This window comes from Nonomuraea ceibae, from assembly GCF_019396325.1.
Taxonomy (GTDB): domain Bacteria; phylum Actinomycetota; class Actinomycetes; order Streptosporangiales; family Streptosporangiaceae; genus Nonomuraea; species Nonomuraea ceibae.
In genome coordinates this window covers 22538-39030 of sequence record NZ_JAHKRO010000003.1, presented here as the reverse complement: position 1 = coordinate 39030, position 16493 = coordinate 22538, and the positions used below count along the sequence as shown (strand labels likewise).

The following is a 16493-nucleotide window of genomic DNA, read 5'->3' as shown; positions in this document are numbered from 1 at the left end:
GATCTGACGGAGGGAGAGGCCGACGATCACGAACAGGAGCACCTGGACATGAGCGACACGCCGCGACTGCACACCGCCGGAACCGACGTACTGGACCGGGCGCGCGCGTTGCGCCCGCTGATCGAGCGTGACGCCGCCGCGGCCGAGGCGCAGGGGAAGCTCACGGAGCCGGTCGTGGACGCCCTCCACGAAGCAGGACTTTTCGGGATCTGGGTGCCCGTCCCGCTCGGCGGCGCGGAACTGTCACCCCGCGAGCTGCTCGACGTGTTCGCCGAGCTCTCCTACGCCGACCCGTCGACGGGCTGGGTCGTCATGGCCACCACGCTGGAGAACGGCACGGCGGGCGCCTACCTGGGCGACGAGGCCGTGGAGCGGATCTTCAAGGGCCCCCGGATGCCGCTCTTCGCAGGCCAGGGCACCCGGCCGGGCGCGGCCGTGCGCGAGGACGGCGGGTTCCGGCTGAGCGGCCGGTGGAGCTTCGCCTCGGGCATGCGGCACGCCCAGTACGTGCACAGCCTGGGCGCCGTCGAGGGCACCGACGAGGTGCGCATCTTCATCACGCCGATCGAGGACGCCGAGCAGCTCGGCAACTGGGACGTGCTGGGGCTGCGCGCGACGGGCAGCATCGACTACGCCATCGACGGCGCCTTCGTGCCGGAGTCGCAGACGCACCTCTTCACGCAGAGCGAGCCGCTGCGCGGCGGCGCCCTCTATCGGCTGGGCCTGCTCGACCAGGCGCTGATCTGCCATTCGGGCTGGGCGCTCGGCGTGGGCCGCCGCCTGCTGGACGAGCTGATCGGCTACGCCGGGGCGCGGGCCGGGCGGCCCGGCCAGATCGCGGGCAGCGACGCCTTCCACGCCGACTTCGCCAGGACCGAGGCCGCGTACCGGGCGGCGAAGGCGCTGGTGCACGAGACGTGGGCCGACGCCGAACGCACGCTGGACTCGGGCGGGACGCTCGACGTGCGCCAGGAGACGATGGTGCGGCTCGCGCTCAACCACGTCACCTCGACGGTCGCCGAGGTGGCCCGGTTCGTCTACGCGTCGGGCGGCACCTCGGCGCTGCGCGACGGGCTGGTCCAGCGGCTGTTCAGGGACGTCCACGCCGGCACGGCGCACATCACCTCGGGCCCCCAGGTGCTGCGCGAGTGCGGGCGCGAGCTGGCCGGCCTGGCCCCGGGCGAGTCGTGGGTGATCTTCGCGCTGGAGCCGTGAGACCGGTCAGCTGATCGGCTTCCACCCCTCCGGCGGGTCCTCGCCGACCAGGCCGTCGACGGACTCGCGGAGCAGGTCGGCGTGGCCGGTGTGGCGGCCGTACTCCTCGATGAGGTCGCAGAGGAGGCGGCGGAGGCTGGCGTGCCGGCCGTCGGGGGTGGAGACGTGGGCGAGCTGGTCGAGGCCGCCGTCGGCCAGGGCGGCGGCCAGCCGCTCGCGCGAGCGCTCGACCGCGGCGTCCCACCGGGCGTAGAGCTCGGCGGGGGTGTCACGGGCGGCCGAGGTGAACGGCCACTCGGGGCTGTCCCACTCGCCGGTGTCGAACGGCTCGCCGCGCAGCTTTCGGGTGAACGTGTAGTCCTCCACGACGGCGAGGTGCTTGAGCAGGCCGCCGATCGTCAGCGAGGACGCGCCGACGCGGGCCCGCAGGCCGGCGGCGTCGAGGCCGTCGGCCTTCCAGCGGAAGGTGGTGCGCAGCCGGTCGAGCGCGCCGACGAGGTGCTCGGCCTCGGTGCCGGCGAGGGGCGGCTCCCACGGCGGGCCGGCGGTGGCATCGGTCGTGGCGTCGGTCATGGCGTCCACCGTAGCGGGCGCCGCGGACAGGTCCGGAGGTCAGTGGAGGGTGGCGGTGAACGTGCGGCCGTAGGCGTGGCGGGTGGCCGCCCGCACGAGCGTGCCGCCGGGCACCCGCCGCACCGTGACGCCCTCGTCGGCGGTGACCAGCCGCAGCGGCCGGCCGTGGATGACGACGGAGACGCTGTCGCGCTTCATCGTCGGGTCCGACAGGGCGACCGTCGTACGGCTGCCACGCCGGACGATCACGGACGCGGGGCCGTCCACGACCAGGCGCTCGACGTGGCGAGGGCCGTCGGCGAACACGTTGGCCGCGACGAGGCCGAGCCCTTCGTGCTTGACCGCCTGCACGTGCCGGTCGTTGGCCAGCACCTCCGGAGGCGCGTAACCGCGCATGCGGGCCTCGGTCACGTTCGGCACCAGCGCGTACGCGACGGCCGGGACGCCGCCGTCGGCGGGATGGGTGATCGAGGCGGTGAACACGTTCTTGGTCACCGCCGTGTCCGGGTTGGACGCGCGGACGACCCGGCGGCTGCGCGTCACCGTCTCCAGCCCGGCGGTGACCGGCTGCCTGGTGAGGAAGGCGTAGCCGATCGCGGTGCCCCGGGCGGCGTTGGCGTAACGCAGCCAGCGCGGCGGCGTCGCGGCGCCCGGCTGCCAGGCGCCGCCGTCCCAGCCCTCGCCGGTGAGCGCGACGGTGTCGCCCGGGGCGGCGATGCGGCTGTCGACCGTGGTCACCGCGTCGCGCCCGCCCTGGCCCGAGACGCCCGCCACCAGCACCACGACCTCGTCGTCCAGCATGAACCACGACTTGGTCGCCCGCGCGTTGCGGTAGGCGACGAAGTCGCCGGGCAGCACGCCCTCCTGCTTGGCGGTGTAGGCCACGTCGTCCGACTGCACCATGCCCGCCACGCCGTACGCCCCCAGCGTGGCCCCGCCGGAGAACGCGTTGCCGCCGCGCGGGAAGTACACGTAGGTGTTCTGCGACTCTGACGACGAGGTGAAGCCGAGCGGGTGCCCCGGGTTCTCGTACCAGAACCGCCCGTACAGGTCGGGCACCGTCCGCCGCTCCTCCACCGGCGCGGTGACGCCGGCCAGCCGGTACGGGGAGACGGCCGTGTAGTAGTCGACGCCGAACACCTCGCGCTGGTCCTCGCCCGCGAGGTAGAGGTAGTAGGCGCCGTCGCCCTGGAACCAGGGCATCAGGTTCTCGCCGTTCATGTACTCGTACTTGCTGATCCGCTCCGAGCTGCGCGCCAGCGCGAACGCGTAGCCGGGGCGGCGGTGGACGGCGCGGTCCATGGCGTTGAACGCCACCGAGCGCTCCGGCGCGTTCAGGTCGGCGGCCGGGACGGCGGTGTCGGCGCGGATGTCGGCGTAACGGGCCAGGCTGACCGGCGAGACGAACGCGGCGGTGTCGGCGGCCGGGAGGTGGCGGACGTACTTCTTCAGCGCGAGCGCCTCGGCGGCCCCGACGTGGCCGGTCAGGTCGGCGATGGCCTCCACGATCACGCCGACGTCGGTGTAGCCGGTGGCGGTGCGCGACACCGCCCGCCCCTTGACGATCTCCATCATCCAGCCCTCGAAGATCAGCGGGGCGAACCCGTCGGCCACCCACCGGTACACCACCTGGGCCAGCCCGGCCCCGCCGTCGCCGGTCGCGCCCTCCAGCATCTTGAGCGTCTGCACCACGCGGGTGAGCAGGATGCGGCCGTAGGAGCCGGTGTACGCGACCGAATGGTGCTGGATGAACGAGCCGTCACGGTAGTAGCCGTCGGTGACGCCGTGCTTGAGGGCGTACGGGTCGATCGTGGCGAAGACCGTGGCCTGGTCGGCGACGGCCTTGCCGACGCGGGCGTCGTCGCCGGTGAGCGCGCCCTGGAGGATGCGGTTGGCGGTGATGTCGGCCAGGTTCGCGCCGGTGTGGAAGCGCGAGTCGAGGTCGACGTCGCCGTTCTTGCCATTGCGCAGGTAGGCGTCCATCGTCGGGAGGTACGTGGCGGTCAGGTCGCCGCGCACGGCTTCGGGCAGCAGCACCAGCGTTCGGGTGACGTGGGTGGGGATGCCGATCTCCCAGTTGTGCCAGTTGCCGTAGTAGCCGGCCGCCTGGTCGCCGAAGTGGCGCTCGTGCAACCAGCGCAGGCCGTCGGCGACGCGGCGCTGCGCCGTGGCGTCCCCGTCGAGCTCGCCGCCCGGGGTGCGGGCCGCGAGCGCGATCTCGTACAGATACTGGTACGCCTGCCGCAGGTTGACGTCGTTCGAGCCGAGCGCGAGACCGGCGAACAGCTCGCCGTCGCCCGCCTGGTCCATCGCGGTCAGCCGCTGCGCGGCGGTCCTGACGATCGCGGCGACCTTGCCCGCGACCTCGGGGCGGGCGTTGACGTCCGGGGTGCCGGCGAAAATCGACACGGTGTTGGCCAGCAGCCGCGCGTGATCCGTCCCGGCGAGGGCGGACACGGCGGAGGCACGCGCGGGAGAGGTCAGGGAGAGGAGGCCGGCGGCGGGGAGCAGGGAGAGAACCTGGCGGCGGGACATGTGCGGCACGGCGGGCTCCAGGCCGTTGGTGGATATGCCGCGCTCACCATACATGATCTACATTTGCCCGCCCAGAAGCGGCAGGCAGGGGCCATCATGCGCCCAGTGCCGAGAAGAGGCCGGCACGAGCACCACGTAGCCGAGGATCAGCCCGGCGACCGCCAGGCCGTGCCCGCCCCTGAGCCCCGGCCGCGTCTTGCCGGTGGCCGCGTGCCCCAGCACGATGGCCACGATCGACGGGATGCCGAACAGGCACCCGCAGCCGATCAGCCCGATGATCCCGAACACGAGGCTGGCGGTGGCGAGCCCCGACGTCGGCGCCTGCCGGCCGTGCGGATCGCCCTCGTAGACGGAACTCATGCGGCCTCCGATCAGGAATGACCATCAGGCCGCCAGAGTCCACCACTTCGGGCACCCGTTCAAGAGCCCGCCGCGAGCGCGGCACCGGCTCCGTCAGCCCTGCTCGGCCTGCTCGGCCCGCTGCGCGTCCTTGGCTCCGAAGGCGTACGAGAGCGCGACGCCGAAGCAGAGGGCCAGCGACACGCCGAGCAGGAGGTCACCGATGGCGGTGCCGAAGCCGAGGCCGATCGCCGTGCCGGCCGCCATGCCGAGCTTCCAGTTGGGGGAGGTGGTCTGCTTGTTCGTCATGCCCATATCCTCGCCCGGCGCGCAGTCCCCGAAATAGATCATGCTGTCACCGGCTGCGAATGACAACTGTCATCCCGTGGACTCTCGCGTATGGGATTGAGCGGGGTGTGCATGGACCGTCTCATCCCGGGTGCGTCATGATTCCAGCATGCTCGTTCTGCCTCTCCTCGCTCTCGTGCTGCACGGCGCCCTCGCGGGCCTCTTCTACGCCTTCTCCATGTCCGTCATGCCGGCGCTCAACGCCGTCGAGCCCGCGCAGGCCGAAACGGTGATGCGCAGCATCAACCGCAAGATCCTCAACCCCTGGCTCTACGTCGCGTTCATCGGGGCGCCGCTGGTGACGCTGGTGGCGGGGCTGCTGGCGGACGGCCCGGCGGCGATGTGGTTCTTCGTCGCCGCCGGGGTGAACTTCGTCGGCTCGTTCCTGGTCACGGCGGGCATCAACGTGCCGATGAACAACGCCGTCGACGCGGGCACGCTGCCGTGGAAGGACTACTCGCCGCGCTGGGTGCTCTGGAACACCGTGCGGGCCGTGGCCTGTTTCGCGAGCCTCGTCCTGGTCGGCGTCGGCCTGGTCAACCTGTGATCAGCGGGCGGCCCACAGCATGCCGCGTTCGATGACGGTGCGGACGCTGTCGTGCCGCAGCACGTCGAGGCTGTGCCCGGGGGTCGCCACGAAGATGCGGCCGTCGCCCCACCGCCGCGTCCAGATCGCCGGCGAGGTGACCTCCCGGTGCCACGGGTCCCACGGCCGGACCCGCTGCGTGGTGGTGGCGAGCACGTCGACATAGTCGTCCGTCAGCACCCAGTACTGCTCGGTGACCAGGTCGAAGTCCGCGATCCCGGCCGTGATGGGGTGGTCGGCGGCCTCGGGGAGCATGTTCACGGTGTACGGGACGAAGTTGTGCTCCTCGGTGCCCGCGCCTTCCTCGTCGGGGTGCCTGCCGGGATGGCAGGCGAACTGGCCGCCGATCAGGTGCAGGTAGTCGGAGGAGGCGCGGAAGGAGTCGGCGATGCCGCCGTGCCAGCCCGCCAGCCCGGTCCCGGCGCGGACGGCGGTTTCCAGCCCGCGCAGTTCGTCCGGCTCGATCGTGCCCATCGTGTAGCACTGCACGACGAGATCCACGCCGGACATGAACGACGAATCCGCATAAACGGCCGGCGACTCGGCCCGGTGCACCTCGTACCCGTTCTTCTCCAGGAAGGGGATGAACAGCTCCGTCGCCTCGACCGGCACGTGCCCTGTCCAGCCGCCCCTGACCACCAGTGCTCTCATGCGCCGATCGTCGCACCACCGGGCGTGCCCGGGCGAGAGCGGGAGTGCACCTAGCTGCACCCCCATTCTGAGCCCAGCAGCATTCCAGCCTCCTGACCTGGCCGGTTACCGTCCAGGGGTATCCGGCTGAGGAGGACCAAGGCATGCAGGGCATTCCCACATCATCGGCGGAACGGGCGCCCGCGCCCGACCTGGCTCGCGGGATCATGCTGCTGGCCATCGCGCTCGCGCACGCCCCGCTCTACGTCGAGACGGTCGGCCGGGGGCCCGGCCTGCTCAACGACGTCGTCGGCGTCTTCCACCAGTTCTTCGTCAACAACCACGCCCGGCCGCTGTTCGCGTTCCTGTTCGGCTACGCGCTGGTGCAGTTGTCGCAGCGGCAGGCGGCGCGGGGCGGCGAGCCGGCGGCCGTGCGCAAGCTGCTGCGCCGGCGCGGGTGGTGGCTGGTCGCGATCGGGTTCGCGCACGTGGCGGTGCTCGTGCCGCTCGACATCCTGGCCGTGTACGGGATCACGTCCGTGCTCCTCGCCGGCCTGGTGCGGGCCAAGGACTCGACGCTCCTGGTGACCGCCGGGATCGTCCTGGTGCCCAGCACCGCCCTGGTCGCGCTCGCCATGTGGTTCCCCATGTCGCAGGGCAGGTCCACGTACGAGGCCGGAAGCATCGCCGCCGGCACCAAGGGGTTCGCCGAGCTGCTCGCGGAACGGCTGACGGCCTGGCCGTTCGCGCTGGTCGCGGGCGTCTTCATGGTGGTGCCCGGGGTGCTCGCCGGCGTCTGGGCCGCCCGGCGACGGCTGCTGGAGGAGCCCGACCGGCCGTTCCTCGTCCGCGCCGCCTGGGTGACGACGGTCGTGTCCGTCGCCGGAGCCCTCCCGGCCGCGCTCATGCAGACCGGGCTCTGGGCCGACCCCTCGGCCGCCGCCCTGTGGGCCGCCGCGATCGCCCAACCGCTCACCGGCTACGCGGGCGGCATCGGCATGGCCGCGATCATCGCCCTCGTCGCCCTGCGGCCCGGCAACGCCGTGTCCACCGCCGTCCAGGCGCTCGGCCAGCGGTCGATGAGCTTCTACCTCTTCCAGTCGATCGTGTTCGTCGCCGTCTTCTTCCCGTACGGGCTCGGCCTCCAGGACGACCTCGGCCTCGCGGGCGCCTCGGGCGTGGCGGTCGCCACCTGGGTGGCGTCGATCGCCGCCGCCGAGCTCATGCGCCGGGCCGGGCACCGCGGCCCCGCCGAGATCCTGCTGCGCCGCCTGGCCTACCGGGCTCCGGCGGCGGCTGCCCGCCCTGATCGAGCAGCCGATCGAGTCTGAGCCGCGAACTTCTGGTCCAGCTATGCGATCTCCGCCACTGAGTGCCGGCCTGTCAGGGGGTGGTCTGGGGGACGACGCAGTTGTTCTCGGGGGGTGTGCCCAGGGGCCAGGCCACGGTCTTGAGGTGGGGGCGGCCGGTGGCGGCGTCGAGGCGGACGACCGGGAGCGCCTTGTTGTACGGGTTGCCGGCGTTGGTGAGGCAGATCCAGCCGCTGGCTCCCTGGATGCGGTAGGCGGCGTGCAGGCTGGGGAGGCCGTCCTTGATCTGGTCGGTGGTGGGGAGCTCGGTGCCGTAGAGGGCGACGGCCTTGGCCAGTTCGCGGGCGGCGGTGAGGATGACGTCGTGGGTGACGATGGCGCGGCCGTCGGTCAGGTCCACGTTGCCGAGCGCGGCGGCGGACTCGCGGAGCTCCAGCATGGCCTGGCGGGGTTCGGCGAGGTAGCGGGGTACGTCGGGGCCCTGGGCGGTCCAGGCGTCGGGGTGGGCGGGGGCGGCGTACTCGACGGAGACGGCGGGCCTGCCGACGCCGGGGTCGCCGCGGAGCAGGGCGCGTTCGGCGTCGCTGAGGCGGCTGGCGAGCGTGGTCGCGTCGGAGCCGGTGATCACGGTGTAGGACTTCTTGCCGGCGCAGTACGTGCCGGCGAGGGTCTTGATGAAGAGCTTCAGGTGGAAGGCCCGGCCGGCGAAGTAGACGAATCGGGCGTTGGACTGGCAGAGGTTGAGCGCGAAGTCGGCGAACTTGTTCGGGGTGATGCCGGCTTCCTCCAGCCCCGGTGAGGCGAAGGTCATGTCCTGCACCCCGGAGCCGGTCCTGCCCTTCCTGGCTTCGGTGAACGCCTGGCGCAGGGAGGCGTTGTAGTTGTCGCCGGGCCGGGTGTCGGCGACGAGCGCGGTCCCGGCGCCCGCGAGGGCGGGGTCGGCGCGGAGCAGGGCGTCGGCCTGCTGCCGGGCGGTCGAGACGACGCGGGTCAGCCCGGGGAACGGGTCCGCCGCCCGGTTCTGGGATTCGGGGTTGGCGAAGTCGCCGGAGGTGACGAGGCCAGCGACGACGGGGATGCCCTGCTGCGCGAGGTGGGCCATCGCCGCACGGGTGTCGCCGAGGCTCAGGTTGAACCCGGCGACGACGCGCAGCCGGGGTTCGCGGGTGACGAGCTTGTCCACGGCGGCGCGCCAGTGGGCGTAGCCGTTCCCCGGGTTGGCCAGGACGAGGCGGATGGGCGGCTTGGCGGATTCGGGGCCGTTGACGCGGAGCTGGGCCAGGTAGGCGCCTTGCACCTCGCTGAGGATCTGCTCCCGTACGGCCGGGATGCCGGACTCCATCGGGATCATCAGCGCGACGGTCGCGTGCTCGGCGGTCGCGATCCGCTCGTTCTCCGCCTCGATCCTGCCGAACACCTCGCGCATGCCCTTGACGGCGGGCATGAACACGTCGGTGCCGTCGGAGACGCCCACGCACTCGGCGCCGATCAACTCCAGCCCTTCGCCGCAGCTCTCGGGCCCGGACACGACGAACGCGGCGTAGCCGAGCAGGCCCGCCCCGGCCAGCGCGACGGTCGCGGCGGTGACCGGGCCTACGCGTCCGACGCGCTGCTTCCTGGCGGGGGCGCCGGCGCCGAGCGTCACCCGCAGCAGCCTGCTGGGCAGCGGTACGTCGCGGTCGCGGCTGCGTTCCTCGGCGACCTCGCGCCGCCGCGCGAACAGCGCGGGAACGGCCTCGGCCAGCGCGCCGGCCGCGACGGGCTCGTTGTCGCCGCGCGGCGGCGGCGCCCCGCCGGGCGCGGAGGTGGCGATGACGACGGGATGCACGCGCAGGCCGCGTGACTTGCCGTCGTAGGCGGCGAGCAGCGTGTCCCTGATCACGCGCCGGGCGGGCACCCGGTCCACGGCCGGCAGCAGCACGACGGGCCGGCGCGCCCGGTTGAGCCGGCGGAAGAGCCCGTAGTGGGCGTCGATGTCGGCCAGCATCGCGTCGACCAGCAGGAGCTCCTGCTCGTGCGCCTCCTTCTTCCGCCAGGTGGCCAGCTCGCGGATGAGCACCCGAGTGGTGCGCAGCGGCCGGGTGCCGAATCCCTTGGTGCGATACCAGCGCACGGTGCGGAAGTGCGGGAACCGGAACGCCCCCGCCACCCGCAGCACGAACCCCACCAGCCCGCCGAGCTGCTGTTCCACGTACGGGTCGCGGGTCAGCCCGCCGAAGCGCTGGCGCACCCGGCGCAGCACGTCACGCCGGGCCTCGCCGATCGCCTGCTTGACCCGTTCCTCCAGCTCGGCGTTGAGGTCGGCCCTGGTGCGCCGCGACTCGTCCGGCTCCCAGGCGACGAGCACCGTGTAGGCGACGGCGAACCGGGGGAACACGATCGGCAGGTGGTAGGCGGGCCGCCCGTCGTAGCCGCAGCCCTGGGCGATGTCGAGCAGCTCGTCGGCGACCTGCTTGGGCGCGGCGGGCACGTCGGCCGGCTCGTTGACGGGCGCGACGCCCGAGTAGGACCGGTGGAACTCCTCCAGCCACGCCCGGGTCTCGGCCTCGCCGCCCTCGATCTGGAGCACCAGGGGGCCGGTACGCCTGCCGTACCGGATCCTGCCGCGCCGGAGGCGGTCCCTGATCGCGAGCTCCGCCAGCACCTCTTGCAGTTCCACCGCCGCCCCCGTGGAGCCCTCGACATGTGCAGGTGGTGAGGACTGTAAAGGCTTCGAAGGTCACCCGCCGGAAATCGGGAAAACAGCCGTCGGCGAACCGGGGCGTGCGGGTGCTCGTTTGGGATTAGGCTCGGCTGTATCCCGGATCACATGAAGGCATCCCCTCATATGGCACGTTTTGGCGATAATCAGCCAGATAACCGAAGACGGTGGGAGCGCATCGGAGAGCCGATGATCGCGGCCGTCGTGGGCACCGTCCTGGGCTTCCTTCTTCAGCCGCTCATCAATTTCTACGACACGCTGCCGCCCTATGTGTCCCTGTTGACGATCGGCGGCATCGCGCTCTTTTTTCTTGCCATATCTCTCATTAGAGTCATTCCGATATTCGTCAGGCGGCATTCACGCATCGCGTCGGGCGTGCTCGTGGCGCTCACCGGCCTGTGGGCGGGCTTCCTGATCAGCCCGGAGCCCGAGCGCGCCTGCCCCGCCCCGACCGAGCTGCGGCTGATCACCGCCCCCGAGAACCTGGCCGGGCTCGACCGGCTCACCAGGCAGTACGTGCACGACAACCGCGACGCCGAGGGATGCCCGGCCGTCCACATGACGGTGGCCGCCGCGCCTCCCCCGATCCACCTGCGTGACGCGTTCGCCAACAACTGGGAGCGCGTCGAGGACCGGCGCGGCCGCCCTTACGCCCGCCTGTACGACCTCCAGCCGGACGCCTGGGTGGCCACCTCCTCGACCGGCCCCGACGAGCTGCGCGGTGACGGCGTCCCCTGGCTCGGCGACGGCGGCTCCGACCTCGTCGTCGGCCAGGACGAGCTGGTTCTGGCGATGACCGAGAGCCGCCGCGAGGAGCTGCTCGACCACCAGAAGTACCCCGACCGCTATCCCCTGTCCGAGGTGTGGGCGACGCTGCGCGACAAGATGGGCATGACGATCGCCCGGCCGTTCCCCGAGACCTCGATGAGCGCGCTGATCGGCACCGACGACCTGGTCCGGGGGCTGAAGCTGTCGCCCGGCGCGTACGAGAAGCTGGAGAACGAGCTCGTCGCCGAAGGGCTCGGCGCCGACACCGTCACCGCGCTGCTGTGCGAGTTCAGCCGGCTGTCGGCGCCCAACGCCGCCGCGCGGGAGCTGCCCGGCGGCCCGAAGATCGCCCTGCTCGTCCCCAGCCACAGCGTCGACGACTACAACGCGGGCCGGGTGCCCGGCTGCGCGGGCACCGGCGGCGGCGAACGGCTCATCGCGGTCCACCACCCGGCGTTCAGCAAGCTCGAATACCACTACGTCGGCGTGAGCCTGCGCGGCCAGGCGTCCAAGGGGCGGCAGGAGCTCGTCAGGAAGTTCGGCGAATGGCTCAAGGCGCGGCAGCTCTTCCCCGGCACCCAGGTGGCGGGCACGGTCAAGGCCGACAAGGGCAGGCTCGCCCAGCTGGAGACCCGGCTGCTCGACCACCTGCGGCCCGAGCTCGACCTGCGGCTGCTCGTCGACACCTCCGGCTCGGCGGACCGGCCCGTACGGGTCCAGGCCGCCGAGGCGCTGCGCGGCCAGAGCCGCATCCTCGGCCCGCGCGACCACGTCGAGGTGCTCGCGCTGGGCAGCCCGGAGGCCGGCGGCCGGGCGGACGTGACCGCGATCGCCGCCCAGAGCACGCGCAAACAGCTCGGCGCCGTGTCCGCCATGATCGAGGACACCCCGTTCGACCGCTGGGACGCGCCCGTCTCCGCCGCGCTCCGCAGGCTCGGTGACCGGGGCACGTCGGCGGCCTCGCCCGTCGTGCTGCTCACCGACGGCCGCCTGTTCGACAACGAGAACGGCGACGGCGCGGCCCTGGCCATCGGCAGGGCGCTCCAGGACGCCTCCTCGGTCTCCGGCCTGTACGTGGTCGTCTTCGGCCAGAACCGGTGCGCGGTGCCGGAGCTGATCGGCACCGGCAAGCCGTACCACTGCGTGCTGGCGGGCGACCGGGTGACGGAGACGATCACCCGGGCGATCATCACGGTTCGGAGCTGGCGATGAGAAGCGAGGACCTGCGCCCCTTCGCGGTGCTGTTCGCGTGCGCGCTCGTGGTGGCGTTCACGATGCGGGTGTTCTGGCCCTCGGGCGCCGCGCCGCCGGCCGCCAAGCCGACGCCGCCCGTCACGCCGGTCCCGGTGCCGACGACGGCCCCCGCCGACTGCGGCGACGAGGGCGCCCTGCTCGTGGCCACCGGCGACGACATCAGCACCGGCAGCGTCCGGCGCGAGAAGTTCGACGAGTGGAACCGCGTCAGGAAGCCGCCCGGCCATCCGCCCGCCAAGCTCCTGGAGCTGTCCGGCAGCACCGACGTGCGGCGCGCCCAGATGGCCGCGCTGGCCCAGGCCGGCAGCTGCCAGTATCACGTGCTCGTGCTCGACCTGGCGTGGGTGGCCGAGTTCGCCAGGCACGGCTACATCCGGCCGATCGACCTGGACGACCCCGGCACGTTCCTGCCCGGCCCGCTGCGGGCGGCCCAGATCGACGGGAAGCAGTACGGCGTGCCGTTCGCCGCCGACGCGCCGCTGGAGTACCGCCGGACCGACGTGACCTCCGGCGGCTACCTGCTGCAGCTCGACGACAAGGAGGCCGGCACCATCAACTTCCTGGAGGCGATCGAGTTCGGCGGCGGGCGGGTGCTCGACGGCTCCGAGCGCACCGGCGTCGTCCTCGACGAGGCGAGCTGGGGAGCGCTGAAGTCGCCCACCCGCAAGGCGTTCGGCACCGGCGCCGACGTGCCCGTGCTGCGCGAATCCCTCCACCTGGACGAGGACGCGAGCACCACCGCGTTCAAGGACGGCTGGGTCGGCGTCCGGCCCGTCTCCTACATGCGCAACTGGCCGATCGCCTACCACCAGCTCGCGGCCGACCCGCGCATGCGCGACGAGCACGGCAAGCTGCGCTTCCAGGTGCACGCCCCGCCGGGGCGCGGCGGCGTCCTCGGCGGCTCGGTGCTGGCCATCTCCGCGCACATCCCCCCGGACAAGCTGCAACCGGCCAAACACCTCATCGAGCACCTCACCGGTGACGAGGTGCAGTCCCACCTGTTCGCCTGCGGCGGCTACGGGCCGGTGCTGGCCTCGGTCTACGACGGCTTCCGGGCGGGCCGCGGCGCGCCGTGCCGGTACGAGGGCGGCGCGGAGATCATCGCACCGACCGCGCAGGAGCTCGCCCAGCTCGCCGCCGCGACCAGGCAGTCGGTCGAGCAGGCCGAGCCGAGACCCAAGTCGCCCTACTACGCCCAGTTCAGCGAGTCGTTCCGGCGGTGCGCGCGCGGCGTGTGGGAGCAGCAGGTGGTACGCGACACGTTCCTGTCGTCGGCTGACATGCTGCGGGAGGCCCTGGACGGCAGGGTCACCGGCGACAGCCCGGCCTGCTGACCGGGCCGCCTTCGTCAGCGCCGGACGTCCCCCGCCGGGCAGGTCACGCGCGTGTTCCACGGCTCGAACGGGCCCTTGGGATTGCGCTTGAACAGCCAGATGTGCAGGTCGTAGTGGATCGCCATGCCGTCCTCGTGCGGCTCCATCGGCCCCTGGAACGGGCGGCCGAGCAGCCGGGGGCGGTCGTCGGCCGTCGCGATGAGCTGGTCGCGGTCGTTCTTGAAGTACTCGACCGCCCCCAGCCTGCGCCCGCCGCGCCCGTCCGGGACGTAGACCAGCACCTCCGGCCGGTACAGGTTGATGTCCTGGTCCCCGGCCAGCGCGGGGTTGACGTAGTGATAGCCCATCCCGCCGAGCCGCCTGCCGCTCGCGTCCTTGTACGGATGCTCCGCGCAGTTGTCCGTGGGCCGATAGCCGTACCGCTCGGCGACCCGGGGATCGCGGAACTTGGCCATCGCCCGCCGCAACCGATCCAGCCGATCGGAGCGGCCGTGGCGGCCGGCGCGGTCAGCGCGGCCGTGGCGGTCAGCGTGGCCGTGGCGGTCAGGGCGGCCGTGGCGGCCGGTGCGGTCGGCGCGGAGTTTCGGCTCCGGCGGCTGGGTGAACGCGGCGCGCTCCGGTTTCACGGTGTGCGCGGTGTGCGCGGTGGCGGCGGGCGAGGGAAGGAATACCGGCCCCGCGCAGGCGGCAGCGAGCAGCGCGGCTGCGATTCTTCTCATGCCCGTTGTTCTCTGCCACGGGTCCGCCCGGCAAACGCATGCCCCGGGTAAAAGAGGGCGCCCGGCGATTATATCGGGGGAATTTATTCCGATTTATAGGCGTTGCGGCGACCCCCGAAGAGGCCGCCGCAACACCCTTCCACCCCCCAGCCACCGAGCGTCCAACAGAACGCCACAGGAAATTCCGCGAACGCTGCGAATGGCGGCTGACAAACGCTCGATCAGCGCCGTCTTCATGAAGCTTCGGCCCCAACAAAGCGCCTGTCAAGCCTGAAATTCCCCGTAATCATCCCACTACAGAATGTTTCGGAAATTCCGCTGACCGGGGGAAAACACCGGAACGGAAACATGAATCATTCAATCGACTGGGGCTCCCACGGGGACGAAGCCGGTGCCCGCCCGATAGTTGGGCGACTGGTGACGGAAGTACGTGTTGTACACCTGGCAGTAGCGGCCACCCCGCGCCAGCAGCGTCGCGTGGTCGCCCTCCTCGACGATCCGGCCGTGGTCGAGCACGATGATGCGGTCCACGTGCTCGATCGTCGACAGCCTGTGCGCGATCACGATCGACGTACGGCCCGCCAGCACCAGATCGAGACCCTCCTGGATCTGGGCCTCCGTCAACGGGTCGACGCTGGCCGTGGCCTCGTCGAGCACCACGATCGCCGGGTCCTGCACGAGCAGCCTGGCCAGGGCGACGAGCTGGCGCTGGCCCATCGACAGGGCGCTGCCGTGCTCGCCCACGTCGGTCAGCAGCCCGTGCGGCAGCGCGTCCACCCAGTCGCCGCCGCCCACCGCCGTCGCCGCGGCCAGCACCTCCTCGTCGGTCGCCGTCGGCCTCGGATAGCGGATGTTGTCGGCCACCGTGCCGCTGAACAGGAACGGAGCCTGCGGGACCGCACCGATCTGCCTGCGGTAGGCGGGCAGGTCGAGGCTGCGGATGTCCCGCCCGTCGATCAGCAGCTCACCCGCCTGGAACTCGTAGAACCGGGTGATCAGCTTGCTCAGCGTCGACTTGCCCGCGCCCGTGTGGCCCACCAGCGCCACCGTCTCGCCGGCCTCGATCACCAGGTCGAAGTCACGCAGCACCGGGTGGGCGGCGTCGTAGCCGAACGTCACCTTCCGGAACTCGATCCGGCCCGCCAGCCTGCCCGGGTCGTCCGCCGCCGTCTGCACCACCCGGGGCGGCGCGTCGATCAGCGCGAACACCCGCTCCGACGCCGACAGCCCCTGCTGGAACTGCGACCAGAACGCCGCGATCGACGTCAGCGGGAACCAGAAGAGCGACACCCCCTGCAGGAACAGGTACCAGTCACCGGCCGTCAGCCCGCCGCCGAGCACCGCGTCACCGCCGAACTTCACCAGCGCGACCGACGCCAGCCCCGCCACCAGGAACAGCACCGGGAAGATCGCCGAGAACACGAACCCCTGCCGCAGCGTCACCTGATAGCTCTGCCGGTTGATCGGCCGGAACTCGTCGTAGACCTGCTGCTCCTGGCGGAAGTTCTTGGCCACGGCGATGCCGCCCATGGTCTCCTGGAGGTTGGCGTTGACCCGGCTCAGCGACCGCTGCGCCTTACGGGTGCTGGCCCGCGCCAACCGCCTGAACAGCAGCGCCAGCCCCATCACGACCGGCACCACCAGCAGCGTCAGCAGCGCCAGCTCCACACTCCGGACGAACAGCAGCACCGTGACGAACCCCACCATCAGCACCTGGCTGATCAGGTCCATCGTCAACGTCGACACCGTCGCGAAATCGTCGGTGTCGGACGTCACCCGGCTGACGATCTTGCCGGACGGCGTCTCGTCATAGAACGACAGGTCACGCTCCAGCACCGCGTCGAACGCGTCCTCACGCAGGCGCAACACCACGTCCCCGGTGACCCTGGAGCTGTTGCGCTGCCGTACGTAGTTGAACGCCCAGCCCAGCGCCCCCGCCAGCAGCAGGGCCAGCGTGAGCTGCCAGCCCACCTCGCCGATCGTCCCGTCGCTGATCGCGTCGACGGCCCAGCTCGCCACCAGCGGCATCGCCGCCTGCGTCATCGACGTCAGCACGATCATCGTCGCGACCACGAACATCGCGCCCAGCTTGGGGCGGAAGTAGGACAGGATGCGGCGAAGCAGATCGCGGTCGTTGTAGGTGCGGTCGTAGTCCTCGGCCTCAAGGCCGTCCATCAGGAA

General features: G+C 71.8%; 14 protein-coding genes. 5 read left to right on the top strand and 9 right to left on the bottom strand.

Annotated features, from left to right (window positions below; translation table 11 throughout):
* The first annotated feature begins 48 nt into the window (after nt 1–48).
* Nucleotides 49–1215: an acyl-CoA dehydrogenase family protein gene (locus KME80_RS03180; protein ID WP_219500055.1), complete on the top strand. Its 1167-nt coding sequence runs from the start codon at nt 49–51 to the stop codon at nt 1213–1215.
* A 6-nt stretch (nt 1216–1221) separates the two neighbouring features.
* Here KME80_RS03180 and KME80_RS03175 read toward each other — a convergent pair whose 3' ends face one another.
* The 4 genes from KME80_RS03175 to KME80_RS03160 all read right to left on the bottom strand — a co-directional run bounded on the left by KME80_RS03175 (nt 1222) and on the right by KME80_RS03160 (nt 4971).
* Nucleotides 1222–1788, bottom strand: coding sequence for a DinB family protein (locus KME80_RS03175; protein WP_219500053.1), 567 nt, complete (start codon nt 1786–1788; stop codon nt 1222–1224).
* Nucleotides 1789–1827: 39 nt separating this feature from the next.
* Nucleotides 1828–4377 carry a polysaccharide lyase family 8 super-sandwich domain-containing protein gene (locus tag KME80_RS03170; RefSeq protein ID WP_219500051.1) on the bottom strand — a complete coding sequence of 850 codons (2550 nt, stop codon included), beginning with the start codon at nt 4375–4377 and terminating at the stop codon, nt 1828–1830.
* A gap of 3 nt (nt 4378–4380) precedes the next feature.
* Nucleotides 4381–4683, bottom strand: a complete 303-nt coding sequence (locus KME80_RS03165; RefSeq protein ID WP_219500049.1) for a DUF4190 domain-containing protein — start codon at nt 4681–4683, stop codon at nt 4381–4383.
* Nucleotides 4684–4776: 93 nt separating this feature from the next.
* Complete coding sequence (locus tag KME80_RS03160; RefSeq protein WP_219500047.1) at nt 4777–4971, bottom strand: glycine zipper domain-containing protein; 195 nt, start codon at nt 4969–4971, stop codon at nt 4777–4779.
* Nucleotides 4972–5119: 148 nt separating this feature from the next.
* Between KME80_RS03160 and KME80_RS03155 the strand changes: the two genes are divergently transcribed.
* Nucleotides 5120–5557, top strand: coding sequence for an anthrone oxygenase family protein (locus KME80_RS03155; protein WP_219500044.1), 438 nt, complete (start codon nt 5120–5122; stop codon nt 5555–5557).
* Here KME80_RS03155 and KME80_RS03150 read toward each other — a convergent pair whose 3' ends face one another.
* Complete coding sequence (locus KME80_RS03150) at nt 5558–6247, bottom strand: ThuA domain-containing protein (RefSeq protein WP_246643891.1); 690 nt, start codon at nt 6245–6247, stop codon at nt 5558–5560.
* A gap of 143 nt (nt 6248–6390) precedes the next feature.
* On the opposite strand from KME80_RS03150, the gene KME80_RS03145 reads away from it, so the two are divergent.
* Nucleotides 6391–7557 carry a DUF418 domain-containing protein gene (locus tag KME80_RS03145; RefSeq protein ID WP_219500042.1) on the top strand — a complete coding sequence of 389 codons (1167 nt, stop codon included), beginning with the start codon at nt 6391–6393 and terminating at the stop codon, nt 7555–7557.
* 52 nt (nt 7558–7609) lie between these two features.
* Here KME80_RS03145 and KME80_RS03140 read toward each other — a convergent pair whose 3' ends face one another.
* Both KME80_RS03140 and KME80_RS03135 read right to left on the bottom strand, forming a co-directional pair.
* Complete coding sequence (locus KME80_RS03140; RefSeq protein WP_219500041.1) at nt 7610–10195, bottom strand: hypothetical protein; 2586 nt, start codon at nt 10193–10195, stop codon at nt 7610–7612.
* 60 nt (nt 10196–10255) lie between these two features.
* Entirely contained in the window at nt 10256–10594 is a 339-nt protein-coding gene (locus KME80_RS03135) for a hypothetical protein (protein WP_219500039.1), read from the bottom strand.
* 18 nt (nt 10595–10612) lie between these two features.
* Between KME80_RS03135 and KME80_RS03130 the strand changes: the two genes are divergently transcribed.
* Nucleotides 10613–12217, top strand: a complete 1605-nt coding sequence (locus tag KME80_RS03130; RefSeq protein WP_219500037.1) for a vWA domain-containing protein — start codon at nt 10613–10615, stop codon at nt 12215–12217.
* Nucleotides 12214–13593 carry an extracellular solute-binding protein gene (locus KME80_RS03125; RefSeq protein WP_219500036.1) on the top strand — a complete coding sequence of 460 codons (1380 nt, stop codon included), beginning with the start codon at nt 12214–12216 and terminating at the stop codon, nt 13591–13593. Before KME80_RS03130 ends, KME80_RS03125 begins: the two co-directional genes overlap by 4 nt.
* A 14-nt stretch (nt 13594–13607) precedes the next feature.
* On the opposite strand, the gene KME80_RS03120 is transcribed toward KME80_RS03125, so the two are convergent.
* Nucleotides 13608–14312, bottom strand: coding sequence for a hypothetical protein (locus KME80_RS03120; RefSeq protein WP_219500034.1), 705 nt, complete (start codon nt 14310–14312; stop codon nt 13608–13610).
* A 357-nt stretch (nt 14313–14669) separates the two neighbouring features.
* Nucleotides 14670–16487 carry an ABC transporter ATP-binding protein gene (locus tag KME80_RS03115; RefSeq protein ID WP_246643889.1) on the bottom strand — a complete coding sequence of 606 codons (1818 nt, stop codon included), beginning with the start codon at nt 16485–16487 and terminating at the stop codon, nt 14670–14672.
* Between the last annotated feature and the right edge of the window lie 6 nt (nt 16488–16493).

What these genes read in the sequence shown, in the direction of transcription:
- KME80_RS03125 (WP_219500036.1), top strand. Translation starts at nt 12,214, where the DNA reads ATGAGAAGCGAGGACCTGCGCCCCTTCGCGGTGCTGTTCGCGTGCGCG.
- KME80_RS03120 (WP_219500034.1), bottom strand. Translation starts at nt 14,312, where the DNA reads ATGAGAAGAATCGCAGCCGCGCTGCTCGCTGCCGCCTGCGCGGGGCCG.
- KME80_RS03170 (WP_219500051.1), bottom strand. Translation starts at nt 4,377, where the DNA reads ATGTATGGTGAGCGCGGCATATCCACCAACGGCCTGGAGCCCGCCGTG.
- KME80_RS03115 (WP_246643889.1), bottom strand. Translation starts at nt 16,487, where the DNA reads ATGGACGGCCTTGAGGCCGAGGACTACGACCGCACCTACAACGACCGC.
- KME80_RS03165 (WP_219500049.1), bottom strand. Translation starts at nt 4,683, where the DNA reads ATGAGTTCCGTCTACGAGGGCGATCCGCACGGCCGGCAGGCGCCGACG.
- KME80_RS03145 (WP_219500042.1), top strand. Translation starts at nt 6,391, where the DNA reads ATGCAGGGCATTCCCACATCATCGGCGGAACGGGCGCCCGCGCCCGAC.
- KME80_RS03160 (WP_219500047.1), bottom strand. Translation starts at nt 4,971, where the DNA reads ATGACGAACAAGCAGACCACCTCCCCCAACTGGAAGCTCGGCATGGCG.
- KME80_RS03155 (WP_219500044.1), top strand. Translation starts at nt 5,120, where the DNA reads ATGCTCGTTCTGCCTCTCCTCGCTCTCGTGCTGCACGGCGCCCTCGCG.
- KME80_RS03150 (WP_246643891.1), bottom strand. Translation starts at nt 6,247, where the DNA reads ATGAGAGCACTGGTGGTCAGGGGCGGCTGGACAGGGCACGTGCCGGTC.
- KME80_RS03135 (WP_219500039.1), bottom strand. Translation starts at nt 10,594, where the DNA reads ATGCCGCCTGACGAATATCGGAATGACTCTAATGAGAGATATGGCAAG.
- KME80_RS03175 (WP_219500053.1), bottom strand. Translation starts at nt 1,788, where the DNA reads ATGACCGACGCCACGACCGATGCCACCGCCGGCCCGCCGTGGGAGCCG.
- KME80_RS03180 (WP_219500055.1), top strand. Translation starts at nt 49, where the DNA reads ATGAGCGACACGCCGCGACTGCACACCGCCGGAACCGACGTACTGGAC.